At 66.6% G+C, this 17,092-nt stretch carries 13 protein-coding genes and 2 pseudogenes; 8 read left to right on the plus strand and 7 right to left on the minus strand.

Features of this window, described 5'->3' with window-relative positions; all coding sequences use genetic code 11:
• Positions 1–11: 11 nt before the first annotated feature.
• Positions 12–1,298: an MFS transporter gene (locus tag ABZ942_RS35190; protein WP_357389782.1), complete on the plus strand. Its 1,287-nt coding sequence runs from the start codon at positions 12–14 to the stop codon at positions 1,296–1,298.
• Positions 1,295–3,040: a CocE/NonD family hydrolase gene (locus ABZ942_RS35195; protein WP_357389784.1), complete on the plus strand. Its 1,746-nt coding sequence runs from the start codon at positions 1,295–1,297 to the stop codon at positions 3,038–3,040. Before ABZ942_RS35190 ends, ABZ942_RS35195 begins: the two co-directional genes overlap by 4 nt.
• A gap of 196 nt (positions 3,041–3,236) precedes the next feature.
• Here the strand turns inward: ABZ942_RS35195 and ABZ942_RS35200 are convergent, their stop codons facing one another.
• Complete coding sequence (locus ABZ942_RS35200; protein WP_357389786.1) at positions 3,237–3,890, minus strand: peroxiredoxin-like family protein; 654 nt, start codon at positions 3,888–3,890, stop codon at positions 3,237–3,239.
• Between the two features lie 116 nt (positions 3,891–4,006).
• On the opposite strand from ABZ942_RS35200, the gene ABZ942_RS35205 reads away from it, so the two are divergent.
• Positions 4,007–4,621, plus strand: coding sequence for a TetR/AcrR family transcriptional regulator (locus ABZ942_RS35205; protein ID WP_357389788.1), 615 nt, complete (start codon positions 4,007–4,009; stop codon positions 4,619–4,621).
• A gap of 279 nt (positions 4,622–4,900) precedes the next feature.
• Entirely contained in the window at positions 4,901–5,824 is a 924-nt protein-coding gene (locus tag ABZ942_RS35210) for a CAP domain-containing protein (protein WP_357389790.1), read from the plus strand.
• A gap of 73 nt (positions 5,825–5,897) precedes the next feature.
• Here ABZ942_RS35210 and ABZ942_RS35215 read toward each other — a convergent pair.
• From ABZ942_RS35215 to ABZ942_RS35240, 6 genes and pseudogenes are all read right to left on the minus strand, one after another.
• Positions 5,898–6,788: pseudogene (locus ABZ942_RS35215) on the minus strand (formylglycine-generating enzyme family protein).
• Positions 6,785–8,110 carry an MFS transporter gene (locus ABZ942_RS35220; RefSeq protein ID WP_357389791.1) on the minus strand — a complete coding sequence of 442 codons (1,326 nt, stop codon included), beginning with the start codon at positions 8,108–8,110 and terminating at the stop codon, positions 6,785–6,787. Before ABZ942_RS35220 ends, ABZ942_RS35215 begins: the two are co-directional and overlap by 4 nt.
• 33 nt (positions 8,111–8,143) lie before the next feature.
• Positions 8,144–9,916 carry a sulfatase-like hydrolase/transferase gene (locus ABZ942_RS35225; RefSeq protein ID WP_357389793.1) on the minus strand — a complete coding sequence of 591 codons (1,773 nt, stop codon included), beginning with the start codon at positions 9,914–9,916 and terminating at the stop codon, positions 8,144–8,146.
• Positions 9,916–10,728, minus strand: a complete 813-nt coding sequence (locus ABZ942_RS35230; RefSeq protein ID WP_357389795.1) for an FAD-dependent monooxygenase — start codon at positions 10,726–10,728, stop codon at positions 9,916–9,918. Before ABZ942_RS35230 ends, ABZ942_RS35225 begins: the two co-directional genes overlap by 1 nt.
• Positions 10,729–10,918: 190 nt before the next feature.
• Positions 10,919–11,143, minus strand: a pseudogene (locus ABZ942_RS35235) (FAD-dependent oxidoreductase); the annotation flags it as partial.
• The gene (locus ABZ942_RS35240; protein ID WP_357389796.1) at positions 11,140–11,709 is read right to left on the minus strand and encodes a DUF6790 family protein; all 570 of its coding nucleotides are present in this window, start codon (positions 11,707–11,709) and stop codon (positions 11,140–11,142) included. The gene ABZ942_RS35240 and the pseudogene ABZ942_RS35235, both read right to left, overlap by 4 nt.
• Positions 11,710–12,211: 502 nt before the next feature.
• Here ABZ942_RS35240 and ABZ942_RS35245 point away from each other — a divergent pair.
• The 4 genes from ABZ942_RS35245 to ABZ942_RS35260 are packed head-to-tail and all read left to right on the plus strand — an operon-like array spanning position 12,212 to position 17,089.
• Entirely contained in the window at positions 12,212–14,056 is a 1,845-nt protein-coding gene (locus tag ABZ942_RS35245) for a BTAD domain-containing putative transcriptional regulator (protein ID WP_357389798.1), read from the plus strand.
• The gene (locus ABZ942_RS35250; protein ID WP_357389800.1) at positions 14,049–14,381 is read left to right on the plus strand and encodes a hypothetical protein; all 333 of its coding nucleotides are present in this window, start codon (positions 14,049–14,051) and stop codon (positions 14,379–14,381) included. Before ABZ942_RS35245 ends, ABZ942_RS35250 begins: the two co-directional genes overlap by 8 nt.
• Positions 14,378–16,015: an NAD(P)/FAD-dependent oxidoreductase gene (locus ABZ942_RS35255; protein ID WP_357389802.1), complete on the plus strand. Its 1,638-nt coding sequence runs from the start codon at positions 14,378–14,380 to the stop codon at positions 16,013–16,015. The genes ABZ942_RS35250 and ABZ942_RS35255 overlap by 4 nt, the downstream gene beginning before the upstream one ends.
• Positions 16,016–16,048: 33 nt before the next feature.
• Complete coding sequence (locus ABZ942_RS35260; RefSeq protein WP_357389804.1) at positions 16,049–17,089, plus strand: NAD(P)-dependent alcohol dehydrogenase; 1,041 nt, start codon at positions 16,049–16,051, stop codon at positions 17,087–17,089.
• Positions 17,090–17,092 lie beyond the last annotated feature (3 nt).

Here is a 17,092-nt window from a genome sequence, read left to right on the forward strand (position 1 = left end):
AGGAGTTTCCTATGTCACCCTTCGACCGCGCCGAGGCCTCGGCCATGCGGGCGCCTACCGGACCACAGGCCGGCCAACCGATTCCGGCCACACTGAGCGGCCGCGTGCTCTTTCTCCTCCTCATCCTGGATCTGTCCTACTTCATCAACGCGATGGACCGGCAGGTCTTCGCGATCCTGCTCCCGGACATCAAGGCGACCTACGGTCTCACCGGCGGTCAGGCCGGCGTTATCGCGACCATCTTCACCCTCGGCATGGGCCTGGCCGGCATTCCGGCCGGATATCTCGCGGACCGATTCGGCCGCAAAAGGATCATCCTCGGCAGTCTGGTCATCTTCTCGGTCAGCTGCGCTCTCCAGGCGGCGGCCATCGGTATCGCCGACATGACCCTGTGGCGCGTACTTTCCGGTGTCGGCGAAGGCATGCAGAATGCCGCGCTCTTCGCCGCGGTCGGCGCCTACTTCAGCCGCCACCGCGGGTTCGCGATCGGTTCGATCAACGCGGCATTCGGCCTGGGCGCCTTCACCGGGCCACTGCTCGGCGGTGCCCTCCTGTCCGCGACCGGCGACTGGCGGACACCATTGATCGTCTTCGGCGGAATCGGCGTGGTCATCATTGTCCTGGTTCTGCTGCTGGTACCGCAGTCCGTTACCGAGGTCGGACGCAAGCAGTCAACGAGTGCCGCGCCGACGAAAACCGTTGCCGCCGTGCGGTTCCTGAATCGCCGGGTGGTGTGTGCCGCAATCGGTGCCGCGGCCGGTGGTTTCACCATCTACGGATACCTCGGCCTGTACCCGACGTATCTCCGTGAGGCGCACGGGTTCACGGCTGCGCAGGCCGGCTGGGCGGCCAGCATGTTCGGCATCGGCGCACTGGGCGCGCTCGTCGGCGGCGCTGTCGCGGACCGCGTCGATCAGCGCCTGCTCAATGTGGCCGGTTTTCTCGGCATCATGATATTGGGCGGCGCCATCTTCGGCTTCGTCACTCCGCTCCCGGTGCAAATGGTTCTCTCATTGCTCCTCGGTATTTTCTTCACGGGCATCGTTTACACGAATACCAGTGCGCTGATGCAACGTTCGGTGGATGTCGAATATCTCGGACGGGTGAGCGGGCTGTTCGTCGCCGCGATGTACATTCCCGCCGCCGCGTCCGGATACTTCTTCGCCCATATGCGGGCCAGTTTCGGCTGGCAGACCGCCGGAATAATCCAACTGACGGTAGTTCCCGTCATCGGCTTGGCCGCTATGGCGGCAATGGGCCGGGCACCTGTTGTGTATTCACAGAAAGGTTTGTCATGACAGAACATTACGCACCGAAGAGTGAGCTGCGCGACGGCATGCGCGTCGATTGGGACGTGCGCATCACGATGGGCGACGGCATCACCCTGGCCGCGGACATCTTCCGTCCGGACGACGACGAAGCGCACCCCGTGCTGCTCGCCGCAAGCCCGTACGGCAAGGGACTGCCGTTCGCGGTGGGCTTTACCAGCCAGCTGAAGAGCCTGCTCGACGAGCATCCAGAGGTCGCCGAGCATTCCACCAACGCTTACCAGGTATGGGAATATCCAGACCCCGAACGATGGGTCCCCGCAGGCTATGCCTGCGTGCGAATCGACACCCGCGGCGCCGGTGCCAGCGAAGGCGCCATCGACTTCTTCTCGCCGCAGGAAACGCAGGACCTCTACGACTGCATCGAGTGGGCGGCCGCGCAGCCGTGGAGCACCGGGAAGATCGGCCTGCTCGGCATCTCCTACCTGGCCAGCAATCAGTGGCAGGTCGCCGAACTCGCGCCACCGCATCTGGCCGCGATCTGCCCGTGGGAGGGCGCCTCCGACTACTACCGCGAATACACCCATCACGGTGGCATCGCGTCCGAATTCCTGCCCAGCTGGATGCCGTATCAGGTCACGAGTGTGCAGCACGGCCGCGCCGACGCCGAAGTCAACCCGCACACCGGACGCCGCGTCTCCGGGCTGCCGATCCGAACGGAAGCAGAGCTCGCGGAGAACGCGATCGCCATCGGTGACGTCCTTCGGGACAACCCGACGGTCAACAGTTATTACCAGGATCGTTCCGCGGTACTGGAGAAGATCACCGTTCCGGTCTTGTCCGCGTCGAACTGGGGCGGGATGGGGCTGCATTCACGTGGAAACTTCGAGGCATTCACCCGAGTCGGCTCCGAACAGAAGTGGCTGGAAGTGCACGGGTTGGAGCACTGGACTGAGTTCTACACGAATTACGGACTCGACCTGCAGCGGCAGTTCTTCGACCATTTCCTCAAGGGCGAGGACAACGGCTGGGACACCAAGCCCCCGGTCCAGCTCAAGGTGCGTACCCCGGAGGACTTCTTCGTCCGCGCGGAGAACGAGTGGCCGCTGGCCAGGACCGAGTGGACTCGTTGCTACCTCGATATCGACTCCGGGTCGATCACCCGCACCGTCCCCTCGACGGATCAGCGCGTGACGTTCGAGGCGCGCTCGGCAGGGGCCATGTTCAAACTGCCGGTCCTCGAGGAGGAACTGGAGCTCACCGGACCGGCCGCGCTGAAGTTGTTCGTCTCGTCGACGACAGCCGATGCGGATCTGTTCGTCACCATGCACTTGTTCGATCCCGACGGGACCGAGGTCTTGTTCCCCACGGCATTCGAACCGCACGGGCCCCTCGCACAGGGATGGCTGCGCTTGTCGCAGCGGACCCTCGATGCGGACCGTTCGCTGCCGTATCGTCCGTGGCACACGCATACCGAAGCGGCGCCGGTGAATCCAGGGACCGTATACGAAGCCGATGTCGAAATCTGGCCGTTCTCGATCGTCGCGCCGGCCGGGTACCAGATCGGAGTGTCGGTGCGTGGTCAGGACTACACCCACGGCCTGCCCGGCAAACAAGAGTCTGCCTATGGTCGCGAACTGCTCGGCAGCGGTGCGTACTGGCACGAACTGCCGGGTGACCGCGACAAGCCGGTCTTCGACGGGCAGACGACACTGACCGGAGCGGCCGACCAGCGGCCGTATGTCCTGCTGCCCTGCATTCCCCGCTCGTAGTCGGACGGGGCGGAATCGGTACCGGGGGAGTGGTGAACGGTTCCCCGGCGCCGAATCCGATGGGGCACAAGCACGTATCGTGTTCGTGCCCTCCCCGGCTGGTCGGATCGCCCTCGCACTGCCGCCGGATCCTTGGCGGGACGAAAGCGGATCGTTCGTAAACCCGGTAGCAGCGGCCCGTTGGTCGCGGGTGCGGTCAGCGCAGGTTGTCCAGGGCGGTCACGATGTCGGCGACTTCAGTGCGGGTGGTGTAGTCGGGGTGGACGTCGACGAAGCGGACAATGTGGTTCTGGTCGACGATCAGAACGGTGGGGCGGGGGAGGTGGACCGAGGCTTCGGCGTTGACTCGGTCCAGGTGCAGGCCCAGGGTGCGCTGCGCGGCGAGCACTTCGTCGGTCTGCTGGAAAGCGATGCCGAGCCGGTGGGCCAGCCGGCTGCCGGGATCGGACAGCACGGTGAAATCGAGCTCCGCCTTTTCCGCGGTGGACAGCGACTGATCGGGGGATTGCGGGCTGATCGCCACCAAGCGGGCGCCGAATTCGCCGAGTCGGGGCAACAGTTCACGCTGGTAAGTGCGCAGTGTCAGGTTGCAGTAGGGGCACCAGCCGCCGCGGTAGAAGACGAGCACCGCCGGACCGGTCGCGAGGATCTGGTCGAGGTCGACCGGTGTGCCGGTGGCGTCGTCGAGGGTGAAGGACTCCAGTTTGTCTCCGGGCCGGATCGTCTCCGCTGGGATGCCTTGTTCGCGAAAGCCTTGGACGCTGCGATCGAACGCATCGATCACCTCGGCCGGAAGGCTTTGTGCCGCTGCGGCTTTGAGCTCGTCGGATTGTTGACTGATGGTAGGCATGGGCGCTTCCTTGGACGTCTTGTCGAGTACTGGCACGAACTGGACTACTCAGTCCAGCGGTAGTGTCGACTACGCACTACTGGACTGTCAAGTCCAGTTCGGGGGATACTGTGTCCATGCGAGCAGAGCCGACCACCGAAAGGGGACGCCGGACCCAGGAACGCATCGTCTCCGCCGCGCGCGAGGTGGTGGCCGAGCACGGTGCCCTCGGGGCCAGCCTGGACGAGGTGGGCGCGCGCTCGGGTGCCTCGCGCAGCCAGCTCTACCACTATTTCGACGACAAGGCCGACCTGCTGCGCGCGGTCGCCGAAGCCACCAACGATGCGGTGCTCGGCGCCCAGGACGAGCTGTTCGCCGGGCTCGGAACCTGGGCGGGATTGGTGCGGTGGGCCGATGCGCTGGTCGAGCTCCAGCAGCAGCGAGGTGGCGAAGGTGGCTGTCCGATCGCGAATCTCGTCGGTCAGCTCGGCGAACGTGACGACAGCATCCGTGCGGTACTGGCGTCCGGCTTCGACCGTTGGGAGGCCGCCATCCACGCCGGATTGGCCGCCATGGTCGATGCCGGCGAGCTACGGCCCGACGCCGATGTCGGCTGGCTTGCCGCCTCGACCCTGGCCAGCCTCCAAGGCGGCCTGATGCTCACCCAGGCTCGCCGGGACCCCCAGGCTCTCCGTCGCGCTCTCGACGGCGCTCTAGCTCTCATCGCAAGCAACAGACTGCCGCTGCGGTGACCATTCCGCCATGAATTGTGTTGATTGTCAGCAACATCCACGCGGTCGAGCATGTCCGGCTGCTGGATCGCGGTGTCGGTTTCAGGCTGACCTTGACTCGAATTACCGCGACCTAATGTAACTCGGCAGCCGCGTTATCGGCCTCTACGCTTCGGTACTGATCAGCATGTGGATCAAGGTGGCTTCACCGTTGATCGGAACTGGATCAGAGCGAATACGGAGAGTTGTGAGAATCGTAGTCACCGCCATCGAATCGCCAAATGTCCAGCAGGAGCGGCGATGTCGATGAATATCGGGTTGAAGATGTGGAATGCGTTGCGGGAGCGCACTGGTCGGCGGTCGCGGGCCGCGTTCGGTGCGGTATGCGTGGTTGCTGTCGTCACCGGGGGAGCGCTGGCCGGACCGGCCGAGGCTGAGCCGGACGAGCCGGTGACGGGCACCGTCGAGTCGCCGAACGGCCGCTGGCCGGTCAATGTGCGGTCCGGTCCGAGCTTGCGGAGTCCGAAGGTCGGCCGGATTCGGCACGGCAATCGGGTGACGATCGTGTGCACGACTCGTGGCGACCGCGTCAAGGGCGCATGGGCTGCCACCGACGTGTGGGACAAGCTCGACAGCGGTCGGTGGATCAGCGACGCCTTCGTCGATACCGGAACCGACGAACCGGCGGCGCCCGACTGTTCGGGCGGCGACCCCGAGCCGGCGAAACCAGAAGAGCCGACGAGACCCGAGGATCCGACGAGACCCGAGGATCCGACGAGACCCGAGGAGCCGACGAAACCGGGCGAGGGTGCGACGGCGTGGGAGCAGCAGATCCTCGATCTCACCAATGCCGAGCGAAGCAAGAAGGGTTGTCGGCCACTACGACTGGATGAGCGGTTGACCCGGGCCGCGCGCCTGCACAACCAGGAAATGCGAGACCGAAGGTACTTCGACCACATCAGCCCCGACCCTGCCCACCCCTACCCGGAGCACCGGGCGAAGGCGCAAGGCTATCGGGGCGAGGTTTCGGAGATCATCGCGCTGGGGGCGAGTAACCCCAGGGAGGCCATGCAGGGCTGGATGAGCAGCTCGGGTCACCGGGAGGAACTGCTCAAATGCTCCTGGACATCGGTGGGCGTCGGTGCGCTGAAAGGCACTACCGGGCGCGGAAATTCGTTGCTCGACACGGGACCGTGGTGGACTCAGATGTTCGGTGCACGCTGATCACCGCGTACCGCACCGCACTTCGAAACGCTGGTTGCCGACGAGGTCGAGCCGCGTTCGCGGTTCCGCCGAATTACCCGGGCGCATAGGTGGCGGCGGTGCGGAAGCCCGCGTTGCCCATGGTGGAATCCGGGGTGTTGGAGGATCGGGCGGCGGTGCGGTATCTGGTGCAGTAGCTGTCGTGGCAGAGGTATGAGCCGCCGCGCAGGACTCGCGAATGTCCGGTTGCGGGGCCTTGGGGATCGCGTACGTGGCCTGTTCGGGCGTCGTGGGTGTAGGTGTTGGGGGAGAAGTGGTCGGCGCACCATTCCCAGACGTTTCCGGCTGTTTGCCAGAGTCCGTACCCGTTGGGCTGGTAGGTGCGCACCGGTGCGGTGGTGCGGAATTGGTTCTCCTGCATGGTGGTTGGGAAGGTGCCCGGCCAGATGTTCGCGCGCCACCGGCCGTCGGCATCCGGGGCTTCGTCACCCCACGGATAGCGGGCCCCGGGCAGGCCGCCGCGCGCGGCGAACTCCCACTCCGCTTCGGTCGGGAGGCGGCGGCCTGCCTAATCGCAGTAGGCGATCGCGTCGTGCCAGGAGACCTGCACGACTGGGTGATCGCCGCGGTCCTCGATGCTGGAATGCCGTCCCTGTGGGTGCCGCCAGTTCGCGCCCTGCACCGTTATCCACCACGGCGTACGAGTGGTGGGGCGGATGAGGTCTGCCTCGTCGGCTGCCAGCACGAGGTGGAAGACGGCGGAGTGCCCGAACTTTTCCGCATCGGTTTCGTACCCGGTCTGTTCGACGAATGTCGCGAAGGCGGCATTGGTGACGGTGGTCGTGTCGATCGCGAACGGCGAGAGTTCTACGGCGTGCACCGGTGTTTCGCCGTCGGCGTGGAATCCGTCGCGGTGCGGGTCGCCCAGTGCGAAGGTCCCGCCGGGCAGGTGTGCCTGTTCGATCGGGTGCCGGGCGCGGTTCATCCGGCCGCCGCGAGTCGGGTTCGCTCGACCAGGAGGGCGCGTTGCCGTTCGACGTCGCGGGGATAGGTGCGATACAGAATGGTGCAGAAGGCGGCGTTGACGAGCATGAGAATGCCTGGGATCCACAGCATTACGCCACGCAGGCCGATCACATCGGTGAGTAGACCGGCGACGAGGTTGAACAATGCGTAGGCGAGGGCTTCGAACACCGACAGCAGCAGCGCGAATGCAGCGCCGCGCATTTCGGGCGGTACGACCGCCGCCACGATGGGCCGGTTCACCCCCGGATTCAGACCCTGCATGAAGCCGAGCACCGCCCAGAATCCGGCGAAGACCCCGATGCCACCCCAGTCGTGCTGGGTGCCCACCACGGCGACTACACCGAAGCCGAGTTGGGCGAACTGCAGGACGATGACGCGTCCGATCCTGGGCAGCCTGCTCTGCAGGAAGTCGGTGGCCAGGCTGCCGCCGAAGGTACCGAGGAGATAGCCGATGCCGAAGGGGAGGGTGACGATGGACGCGACCGCGGTGGTGAAGCCGTAAGTGTGTACGAGGAAGACGATGCCGAAGCTCATGATCAGCAGGTGACCGGAGATGAGCCGCTGGATCAGCATGAGGACGAAGGTGGGGATCCGGAGCATCTGCCGCACCTTGGTCCAGGTGATCCGGCTGTCTTCGGCCTGCTGCGGGGCGATGTCGCTGGCGCCGACGGCGGGATCGGTGAAGAACACGGCCAGCAGCACGGCGGTGAGCACGGTGACAGCACCCCAGGCGAAGAATCCGTAGCGCCAGCCGTCGGGCACGCGGGACAACTGCCCGATCAGTGGCCCGAGCACCGAGCCGAGGAGTGAGATCGCGCCCCAGGTGTAACCATTGGCGCGGCCGCGCGCAGCATCGTCGAACAGGTCGGCGGTGATTTCGCTGGCGATCGGCAGTGCCGCGGCGATGAATACGGCCGACACTCCGTACAGGACAATGAGCTGGGTGTAGCTCTGCGCGAGACCGGTTGCGGCGGTGGCGATTCCGGCGAGGCCGGAGGCCACGGCGAAGGCGACCTTGCGGTTGGTCCTGCGTGCCACCCACGCCCACAGCGGCCCGCAGACGATGCTGATGAACTTTCCGATGGAGGTCAGGTAGCCGACCGCGGCCGCAGGCGCCGCGACCGCCGCGACGATGACCGGGGCGAGGGTGCTGAGCACACTCGATTCGTTGTTGTCGGCCCACAGCGGAGCGACGACGAGGGCGAGTCTGCGCCAGCGGCCGGGGACGATCACCGGGGCGCCGGTGGTTGTCGGGGACGCCGGTATGACGGTGTCTGTCAACGGAATACCTCACTGAGAGTGGTGGGGGACCGGTCAGCTTTCGGCCAGTGCCCGATCGAGCTGGTGCAGGGTTCGCCTGGTCAGCACCGGGGTGAAATCGGTGAGGTCGAGAAGGGTGACCGATCCGGTCTGCTCGGCGATGCGGGCGATCGCGGGCCCAAGCGCCGCCTCGACGATCGCGCGGGTGCCTGCGGTGGCGAGCAGATCGGTGATCGGTGTGTTCACCCCCGGCCGTCCGGTGCGGAAGTCCGCCGGAATCGGCAGTGGGGCAACGGCTTCCTGGTAGGCGCGCAGTTGAGTCCGGGCCAGTAGGTGCCGGGAATCGGCGGGCCCCTCGAGGGGAAGTCCGAGGCGGGTGAACTGGGATTCCGGCGCGTCGTTCGCGTGCATGAGTTCCAGCAGGAGGTTGATCATCCGCAGTTCGAGGTCGTCATCGATCATCGGGTTCTTTTGGCGGGGATCGCTTTCCAGATCGAACAGGGCCGTGCCGAAGTCGAACGGGTCACCGACGGCGAACCCGGGTAGCCGCAGCACCGGGACGTTCTTGGTGAACGGGAGCGGGTCGACCAGCTGCGCGTTCTCCAATTCGCCTGGGGTGAAACGGGATGCCATGTGGGTGGGCATCAAGGTGTGCTCGAAAAGCGGTGCGTTGCCCGATGCGGCCGGGGCGCGCAGGTACACGTAACGCCCGTCGGTGACATTGACGTGCCCGCCGAAGATCCCGAACAACGCCCCCGCTCGATGCCTGCCCGGCGCCGGGTCGCGCAGCAGCGAAAGTAGGGACCGGCCTTGCATATCCGCAGTTGGCTGGATACCGAAGAAGTCCAGCAGAGTGGGGCCGAAGTCGATGGTCTGAACCAGTTCCTGGCAAGTGCCTGCTTTCGTCCGGGCCACCGGATCCCAGACGAACAGTGGTGTGTGGATGTTCTCGTCGTACCAGGGCTGCACGTTCTTGCCCCACCAGCCGTGCTCGCCGAGCAGGAAACCGTGGTCGGTGCACACGATCAGCAGCGTGTCGTCCCACAGGCCCAGCTCGTCGAAGACGTCGAGGACGCGACCCAGCGACGCGTCGCACATCGTCAGCAGCGCGGCGTACTCGGCGCGCATACGGTCCACGGTTTCCGGATCTTCGGCCACCCGCTTGTAGTCGGGCCACGCCGGGGACGGGCCTGTCGCGTCCAATGCGGGATAGTGGCGCTGGAATTCGCGGTGCGAGAAGTACGGTTCGTGCGGGTCGAAGCACTCGATCTGCAGGAACCACGCGTCCTCGGCGTGATTGGTGCGGATGAACTCGAGGCCGGCGTGCACCGTTCGGATCTGTGGGTGATCGGCCGGTTCGGTGAGGTACTGCCGGTTGACGAGATCCTGGCGCCACAGCTGGTTTCGGACCCGGCGCGGGCTCTGCGGTTGCGGCGGATCGGCGACCTGTCCCTTCCACGCGTCGCCCTCCTGCCCGCGGAAGAACTCGAAGGTGCGGAATCGGCTGTGGTACGTCGCTCCGCCGTCCTCCCAGTAGTGCGGATGGTCGGTGACCAGGTGCGAGTAGACTCCCGCCGCGGACAGCAGCTCCGGCACCGAGTCGTCGAAAGGTTCCAAGGGACCCCAGGAACGGTGCAGAAAGTTGTGGCGGCCGGTGTGCATCTCGCGGCGGGCGGGCATGCACGGCATCGAGCCGCCGTAGCAGTTGTCGAACCGCACCGTGTGCGCGGCGAGGCGGGTGAAGTTCGGGGCGTGTACCCAATCGGCGCCGTAGGGCGGCAGGAACCGGCGGTTGAGACTGTCGAACAGCATCAGGACCGTGCGCATCAGTTGCCCGCCTCGGATCGTGCGGTGGCCGCCACTGTTTCTCTCGCGGAGGCGGTTTCGGGCGTCCAGGAGAAGGTGTCGTTCAATGAATTCAGGTACGACGACCGCGGTGTCAGCCAGACGAGGCTGTTCCGGAACGCGACCTTCAGCGGATTGCGCCATTGCGCGACCCGCCCGGCCGCAGCCGAGGCTCGCGCCAGTTGCTGGGTTCGTTCGCGCCGTGCCTGGTCGTAGTCGGCTGTCAGGGATTGCACGGTGGACGCTGTGGTGGCGAGCGCGTTCAGTGTCGCGGCGTCCTCGAGCGCCTGTGCCGCGCCTTGCCCGAGGTCAGGGGTGATCGCGTGCGCGGCGTCACCGAGCAGGATGACCCGGCCGGAGGCGTAGGTGGGCAGCGGTGTTTCCAAGGACTGAATGTCGTGTCGCAGTAGCGAATTCAGTGGAGTGGCGGCGATCAGGCGGGGGATCGGGTCGTGCCAGTCGCGGAAGAGTCGCGCGACCGTCTCGATGTTCGCGTGGGCGTGGGAGTTCGGCGGGGCCGACAGTGTGGCGTACCAGTAGATCGAGCCTCCGGTAAGCGGCATGATGCCGAATCGCTGACCGCGCCCCCAGCTCTCGACCAACGAGCGGCCCACTTCGATGTCGGCGGCGGCCTCGGCCGGTACCACGCCGCGCCAGGTGAGGTACCCGGCGTAGACCGGTCCTGGATGGTCTGGAAACAGTTGTGCCCGTGTGGTACTGGCGATGCCGTCCGCAGCGACGACGAGTTCCGCGCTGAGCGTTGCGGTTTCGCCGGTGGGACGCTGGAACGTCACGGTGGAACGTCACGGTGCCCGTGTCGGGATCCACCTCGGTGACCTGGTGGCCGGTCCGCAGGTTGGTATGCCGCAGTGCCCCGATCGGCACGGCGTGTGCGTCGGCCCGGTGCAGCATGTACCCGGGGACACCGAACCGACGGACGACTTCGGTGACATCGCCGCGCAACAGCCACCTGCCCGATGCGGTCCGAATCCCTGTGGCGCCCTGCGCGGCATCCAGCGAACGCAGCTCCTCCGCCAGTCCCAGCCAGTTCAGCGCTCGCACTGCGTTGGGTGCCAGCATCAACCCGGCGCCGACTGGGCGAAACTGCTCCGCCCGTTCCAGTACCGTCACCCGCCGGCCGGCGCGCTCGAGGCCGAGTGCCGCGCTCAACCCGCCGATTCCGCCGCCGATCACGATCGCCGTGTTCATGCCTGCCTGCTCCCGGCTGCGTGCGACGAGTCACTCATGTTGCTGGACAACAGTTTCGAAGTCCCAGGCTGCGGTGTGGACAGTCGTTGTGCGCGGTAGGCGAGGGCGATCATGACCGCGGGGAGAAGCAGGTCGCAGACCAGGACCCCACCAGTGTTGCCAGGAGCGTGATCGCCGTGCGCGAACCACTGGTAGACGTGCCCGATCAGCGCGCCCCACAAGAACATTCCCGCACCCAGGCCGATGGTGATCCGCTCACGAGCCGAGGCCGAGACGGCACGAAAACCCATCACCGCGAGCCCGAGGTTGGCAAAGGCGATCTCGAACTGGAACGGAGTCGAGTCGAACCCGATCGCGGTCGCCATCACCTTCGGCACCGTGAAGAACGCGAACGTCATCCACAAACTGCCGAAGCCGAGCGCGACTACAGCCCACCACCGCTGCCATGTCTCCAATGCGGCCGCGCGAGAAGGACTGTGCCGGGTAGCAACAAGTGCGCCGACGACCGCGATCAGCGGCCAGATCAGAGGGACTGAGGTCTGTGCGAGGTAAGACGTGTTGCTCATGCCTTCAGTCTTGCACAGTTAATATTAACTATGCAAGACTCTGGCCCGGCCCGGGTATTGGACGACGGGCTTGCCCGGAAGGCGTTCTCCGTCATCGACATCCGGTCCGTGCTTGCCAGTGCGGGGCGTCCGCGAAATCGGCTCTCGCGCGATGGTCGGGGAGGCTTTCGTATGGTTCACCTCTTCGCCGTGAACGGCACTCGAACGTTCGGCGCGGGACTCGCTGTCCGTCACTGCTCCGCTTCGGGCCTGGCCCTGGTGGACGCTGCTGAGCTCTCGGGCTCGCTTCGTGGCGATTGACGTCACCCGCGACATTCTGGTTGACTTACGGTCAAATCAATTTGTCTTAGTCGACACGGACGGAGTCGGCATCGCAGAGTCCACCGGACAGCCTCGATGTTCGAATGTGAGGGACCAGTTGTCAGCACGGCGGAACCCGGGTACTCGTCCGACGAGGCCTACGGAACTTCGGTTATCGGTACTGGGACCGGTAACGGCGTGGTTGGACAACCATCGCCTGGATATCGCCGCGCCGCAGATGCTGGCCGTGCTGGCGATACTCGCGACCGAACACGGGTGCACACTGACGGCGCCGGAGCTGATCGGGCGAATATGGTCCGACAACCCGCCGACATCGGCAATCAGTGTGCTGCGCAACCATATATCCGCCCTGCGCAGAGAGTTCGATGCGTACGGCGGCGCGGGTGCCGGGTTCGAGTGGCTCGATTCGACTCAGGGCGGGTATCGACTGTGCCTGCCGGTGCGGTTCGATGTCGTGCAGGTCGAGGCACTCATCGCCGCCGCAGAAGCCGACCGTCGATCGGGAGCGGCGGATCGAGCGGAAACCAAACTGGGGACAGCGCGGAGTCTGTGGCGGGGAGACCCCTTGGTCGGTCTGCCCGGACCGTGGGCCGACCAGGAGCGGAATCGCCTGGCCAGGCTGCGTTCGGAGCTAGGTGAGGCGACGATCTGCGTCGCACTGGATCGCGGCCGGTATTCGGTGGCAATCATGGAAGCACAGACGCTCGTCGCGGCCGAACCACACCGCGAGCGTTGGCACGAACTGCTCATGGTCGCCCTCTCCCGCGGCGGGCGGCGGGTCGAAGCGCTCAACACGTATCGCAACGCACACCGCGTGCTCGCCGACGAATTCGGCCTCAGCCCCGGCCCGGAGATGGTCAGGCTGCATCAGCAGCTGCTGGCGGCCGAGCCGCCGCGATACGCCGCGACGAAACTGCCTCCCGACCTGGCCGATTTCGTCGGACGCGCGAATCTAGTGCACGAGCTCACCGAAATGCTCGGCGCCGACACCGAGCATCGGCGGGCGATCGCGATCACCGGCATGGGCGGCATCGGAAAAACCGCATTCGCCATGCATCTCGCTCATCAGGTGCGCACCCACTATCCGGACGGGTCGTTGTATCTCGATCTCGGTGGTACGGAAGAGCGCCCGCCATCAGCCGATATGTTGCTGACGGTCGCGTTGCGAAAGATCGGTGTCGGGCCCGGCGAGCTGCCGTCGGACGCGACCGGGCGAATGGTGTTGTGGCGCAACACCGTAACAGATAAGCGCATACTGCTGATTCTGGACAATGCGCGCGACGTCGACCAGCTCACCCCGCTGCTACCGGGCGTCGGCGCGGCGGCGGTGCTGGTCACCAGCCGGTCGAGCCTGGCGGAACTGTTCGGTGCGCGACTGGTCCCACTCGGCGTCCTCACCACCGACGAAGCACGGACGCTGCTGCAGCGGCTGGTGACCACCCGACGGTTATCGGATGAACCCGGCGCGGCCCGCGAGATCCTGCGCGCGTGCGGAAACGTGCCTGTCGCCTTGCATATCGTCGGTGCACGACTCGCGACCCGGCCCCACTGGCGACTCACCACGGTCGCCGAGCGCCTGGCCGACGAGCACCAGCGACTGACTGAACTCACCCTCGGCAACACCAGCGTGGAATCGGTGTTCCGGGGAAGCTATCGGCTGCTCGTGCCCGAGCTCGCGCGCGCCTTCGTCCTCCTCGCGTTCGCCGAAGCACTCGAGTTGTCGGTCGCGGCCGTTGCGGCGCTACTCGACCGGGAGCGGGCCGAGGCCGAGCAGTTCTGCGAGGCCCTCGTCGATCACGGCATGTTGCAGACACCGAAGCTCGGCCACTATCGGCAGCACGACCTGATGCGGCTGTTCGCCCGCAAGGTGGCCGATCCCGCACAGCGCCGTGAATTGCCGCAGGCCCTGCGCCGACTGCGCGAGTTCTACACTGCCCCGCCGGCCGGACCGCTGTTCACCGGCGAACGTGACGGCACCGCGGCGCCGGGCACCACTCTCCTCATGACAGAAAGGCGACATGGGTGAGGTTGTTCTGCCACCGGCCGCGACCGCGCATCGGGTCGCGGTCCTGAGTTTCGATGGCCGCGACGTGCGCATCGCCGAAGCCAGCGGTTTCGGCTCCGAATCGGCACGCGGGGTCGGCGGCCTGCGACGGCGCAGGTGGTGGCCTGATGTTGAACATCTGTGGCCGATTACCGGGCAGCGCGTTCGTGGCGCTGTGCTCGAGAATTCGATCATGACTGACGCACTGACCACGATCGGTATCGCGGGTGAGGTCGAACCCGGCGATAAGAATGTGTTCCGGATGGCCTTCGAGCCGCGGCCGATGACGCGGCGTCGGTCGAGATGAGGAGTTCGAGGCGGGTCCATTCGAGTCCGGTGCGGGCCCGGGTCGACGCCGTCATCGTCGGTGCCGGATTCTCCGGGCTGTACATGCTGCACAAGCTGCGCGAAACCGGCCTGAACGCGGTGGTCCTGGAAGCCGGCGACGGAGTCGGGGGCACCTGGTACTGGAACCGCTACCCCGGCGCACGGGTCGACGTCGAGGGCTTCGACTATTCCTACTCTTTCAGTGCGGACCTGCAGCAGGAGTGGGAATGGAGCGAACGCTACCCGGCGCAGCCCGAGCTGCTGCGCTACCTCAACCACGTCGCAGACCGCTTCGGCCTACGCCGCGACATTCGGCTGAACACCCGCGTTATCAGCGCGCACTACGACGAGGCGGCGATGTTGTGGACGGTGTGCACCGAGCGGGGCGAGGAGTACCGGGCCACCTGGTGTGTGATGGCCACCGGCTGTCTGTCGTCGTCTCAGTTGCCCGCCATCGACGGCATCGATGACTTCGCCGGCGAGTGGTTCCACACCGCGCACTGGCCGGTCGGTGGAGTGGACTTCACCGGCAAGCGGGTCGCCGTGATCGGCACGGGCTCCTCCGGTATCCAGTCCATCCCGGTCATCGCCGAGCAGGCCGCCCGGCTCTCCGTCTTCCAGCGCACCGCCGCCTTCTCGATTCCCGCCCGCAACCGCAACCTCGAGCCCGGTGAGCTCGACGAGCTCAAGGCGCATTACCCCGAGCTGCGCGACCGGGCCCGCCACGGCATCGTCGGCATGTCCAGGATCGCCGAGGGCAGCATCAGCGCGCTGGACGCGACCGCTGACCAGCGGCAGCGGGTGTTCGACGAGATCTGGGCGGCGGGCACCCTTTCCGGCCTGACCACCAGCTACCGCGACGTGATGACCGACCGGACGGTCAACGACCAGGTCGCCGACTTCGTCCGTGGCAAGATCCGCGAGATCGTCGACGACCCGGATACCGCCGAGCGACTGTGCCCGCGCGGCTACCCGTTCGGGGCCAAACGCCCCTGTCTGGACACCGGCTACTACGCCACCTACAACCGCGACAACGTCCGCCTGGTCGACGTGAGCGAGAATCCGATCGAGCGGCTCAGCGAGCGCGGCGTGGTCGTCGGCGGCACCGAGCACGAGGTCGACGCGATCGTCTTCGCCACCGGGTTCGACGCGATGACCGGCAGCCTGGCCGCCATCGACATCCGCGGCCGGAGCGGACGCACCCTGCGCGACAAGTGGTCGGCGGGGCCGATCACCTACCTGGGCCTGCAGAGCGCCGGTTTCCCCAACCTGTTCTTGGTCGCCGGACCCGGCAGCCCGTCGGTCCTGACCAACATGGTGATGTCGATCGAGCAGCACGTGGAGTGGATCGCCGACTGCATCGGTTATGCCCGCGAGCGTGGCGTGGTCGCGGTCGAGGCGAGCGAGCGGGCCGAGCAGGACTGGGTGCACCACGTCAACGACGTGAGCAATGCACTGCTCTACTCCCAGGCCAGTACCTGGTACCTGGGTGCCAATGTGCCGGGCAAACCGCGCGTGTTCATGCCCTACGCCGGGGGCCTCGGCGCGTACCGCAAGCGGTGCGACGCCGTTGCCGCGGCGGGCTACGACGGGTTCGTCCTCAGCACCAGGTGACCGGCGGCTCCGCAAGACGAAGGCGAGATTCTCATGAAAGCAGTTCAGTACCGCAGCGTCGGCGCGGCGCCCGAAGTCGTCGAGATCCCCGATCCCGAGCCGGGTCCCGGCCAGGTCGTGGTGCAGGTCACCGCGGCCGGCCTGTGTCACTCCGACCTCACCCTGATGAACCTGACCGCGGAGCGCGTGATGTTCCCGCTTCCGCTGACCCTCGGCCACGAGGGCGTTGGCACGGTGGCGGCGCTCGGCGAGGGCACGACCGGGGTGCGGATCGGCGACAGCGTCGCCGTCTACGGGCCGTGGGGCTGCGGTCTCTGCGCCGCGTGCGCGGCGGGCCGGGAGAACTACTGCCCGCACACCCGACGGCTGGGCATCCGTTCTCCAGGGCTGGGCGCTGCGGGAGCTCTCGCGCAGTACCTGCTCGTCGACGACGTGCGCCACCTGGTCCCCTGCGACGGGCTCGACCCGGTGGCTGCCGTGTCGCTCACCGACGCCGGCCTGACGCCGTACCACGCCGTCAAGTGGGCATCGCCGGCGCTGGTACCGGGCTCGACCGCGATGGTGATCGGGGTCGGCGGCCTGGGGCATGTGGCGATCCAGCTGCTGCGCGCGCTCACCCCGGCGCGGGTCGTCGCACTCGACGTGAGCGAGGACAAGCTGGCCCTGGCCGGGGCGGTCGGCGCGCACGAGGCGCTGGTGTCGGACGAGTCCGCGCCCGCAGCGATCCGCGCGCTCACCGGTGGCCTCGGCGCCGAGGCCGTGTTCGACTTCGTCGGGGTGGAAGCGACCGGCCGCATCGCGGTCGCATCCGCCGCCGCGCAGGCACGGGTGCTCAATGTCGGACTCGGCGGAGGCGCGATGCGGATGGGTTTCATGCTGGTCCCACCCGGCATGAGTGCCTACGCCCCGTATTGGGGCACCCGTGGTGAGCTCATCGAGGTGATCGCCCTCGCCCGAGCGGGTGCGCTGTCGGTTCGCACCGAGACCTACACCCTCGACGGGGCCCCGCTCGCGTACGAACGGCTGCGCGCCGGAAAGGTCACCGGCCGCGCGGTGGTCCTGCCCAACTGCTGACCG

The organism is Nocardia sp. NPDC046473 (genome assembly GCF_040645995.1).
Classification (GTDB): domain Bacteria; phylum Actinomycetota; class Actinomycetes; order Mycobacteriales; family Mycobacteriaceae; genus Nocardia.

What these genes read in the sequence shown, in the direction of transcription:
- ABZ942_RS35250 (WP_357389800.1), top strand. Translation starts at nt 14,049, where the DNA reads ATGGGTGAGGTTGTTCTGCCACCGGCCGCGACCGCGCATCGGGTCGCG.
- ABZ942_RS35190 (WP_357389782.1), top strand. Translation starts at nt 12, where the DNA reads ATGTCACCCTTCGACCGCGCCGAGGCCTCGGCCATGCGGGCGCCTACC.
- ABZ942_RS35195 (WP_357389784.1), top strand. Translation starts at nt 1,295, where the DNA reads ATGACAGAACATTACGCACCGAAGAGTGAGCTGCGCGACGGCATGCGC.
- ABZ942_RS35205 (WP_357389788.1), top strand. Translation starts at nt 4,007, where the DNA reads ATGCGAGCAGAGCCGACCACCGAAAGGGGACGCCGGACCCAGGAACGC.
- ABZ942_RS35210 (WP_357389790.1), top strand. Translation starts at nt 4,901, where the DNA reads ATGTCGATGAATATCGGGTTGAAGATGTGGAATGCGTTGCGGGAGCGC.
- ABZ942_RS35255 (WP_357389802.1), top strand. Translation starts at nt 14,378, where the DNA reads ATGAGGAGTTCGAGGCGGGTCCATTCGAGTCCGGTGCGGGCCCGGGTC.
- ABZ942_RS35200 (WP_357389786.1), bottom strand. Translation starts at nt 3,890, where the DNA reads ATGCCTACCATCAGTCAACAATCCGACGAGCTCAAAGCCGCAGCGGCA.
- ABZ942_RS35240 (WP_357389796.1), bottom strand. Translation starts at nt 11,709, where the DNA reads ATGAGCAACACGTCTTACCTCGCACAGACCTCAGTCCCTCTGATCTGG.
- ABZ942_RS35225 (WP_357389793.1), bottom strand. Translation starts at nt 9,916, where the DNA reads ATGCGCACGGTCCTGATGCTGTTCGACAGTCTCAACCGCCGGTTCCTG.
- ABZ942_RS35260 (WP_357389804.1), top strand. Translation starts at nt 16,049, where the DNA reads ATGAAAGCAGTTCAGTACCGCAGCGTCGGCGCGGCGCCCGAAGTCGTC.